The sequence below is a fragment of the Burkholderia sp. LMG 13014 genome, from assembly GCF_905232215.1.
GTDB lineage: Bacteria > Pseudomonadota > Gammaproteobacteria > Burkholderiales > Burkholderiaceae > Burkholderia.
Genome location: NZ_CAJNKE010001009.1, coordinates 1 through 1,271 on the forward strand (window position 1 = coordinate 1; position 1,271 = coordinate 1,271).

The window sequence follows — 1,271 nt, forward strand, 5'->3', positions numbered from 1 at the left end:
TGCTGCTCGACCAGGATCGCAGCCGCTGGGATCCGCTGCTGATCCGGCGCGGCCTCGCGGCGCTCGAACGCGCGACGAAGCTCGGCGGCGTACGCGGGCCGTATGCGCTGCAGGCCGCGCTGGCCGCCTGCCATGCGCGCGCGCGGCAGGCGTCGGATACGGACTGGGCGCAGATCGTCGCGCTGTATGACGCGCTTGCCGAAGTCGCACCGTCGCCCGTCGTCGAGCTGAATCGTGCGGTGGCCGTGGGGATGGCGTTCGGGCCCGCTGCGGCGCTCGAACTCGTCGACGCGCTGCGCGACGATCCCGCGCTCGCGCGCTATCACTGGCTGCCGAGCGTGCGCGGCGACCTGCTGGCGAAGCTTGGCCGCACCGACGAGGCCAAGGCCGAATTCCGCCGCGCGGCGGAACTGACGCGCAACGAGCGCGAACGCGAATTGCTGCTCAGGCGCGCGACGGACGCGTGACGCACGCAGCACGGACGCGGCACGCATGCAGCACGCACGGACGCACGGACGCACGAACGGACGAACGGACGAACGGACGAACGAACGGACGGACGAGCGGACGAGCGGACGAGCGGACGAGCGGACGAGCGGAAGAGCGGACGCAGCACGCAGCAAGCACGCGGAACACCGCACACTTATATACCTGGCGCACCCGGCCCCACGCCCCACGCCCCCCCGGGCACTATCGCCCGGATTGAAAAAGCCTATTGGGGGATGCGAACGCGAGCGCCTAGATTGAAGAGCACGATGCGCGCGCCCCGGCACCCGCATCGTTCCCCACATACCCGATCGGTCCGGCTTCGCACGCGGCCGCGCCGACTCGAACGGAGGCGCAAATGGCTCAACTCAAGGGCAGCAAAACCGAAGAGAACCTGAAGGCCGCATTCGCGGGCGAATCGCAGGCGAACCGGCGTTATCTGTATTTCGCTTCGAAGGCTGACGTCGAAGGCCAGAACGACATCGCCGCGCTGTTCCGCTCGACCGCCGAAGGCGAAACCGGCCATGCGCACGGCCACCTCGAATATCTGGAAGCGGTCGGCGATCCGGCCACGGGCTTGCCGTTCGGTTCATCGCGGCAGAATCTCGAATCGGCGATCGCCGGCGAAACGCACGAATACACCGACATGTATCCGGGCATGGCGAAGGCGGCGCGCGACGAAGGTTTCGACGAAATCGCGAACTGGTTCGAGACGCTCGCGAAGGCTGAACGCAGCCACGCGAACCGCTATACGAAGGCGCTGGACAGTCTCGTCGACTGACGGG

Annotated in this window: 1 protein-coding gene and 1 pseudogene; both read left to right on the forward strand. The window is 68.0% G+C overall.

The annotated features are described in order from the left end of the window. Positions 1–467, forward strand: a pseudogene (locus tag JYJ84_RS36945) (RNA polymerase subunit sigma-24); the annotation flags it as partial. A gap of 377 nt (positions 468–844) precedes the next feature. Next, on the forward strand, positions 845–1,267 hold the full coding sequence (locus JYJ84_RS36950; RefSeq protein WP_043177896.1) for a rubrerythrin family protein: 423 nt from the start codon (positions 845–847) through the stop codon (positions 1,265–1,267). The last annotated feature ends 4 nt before the right edge of the window (positions 1,268–1,271 follow it).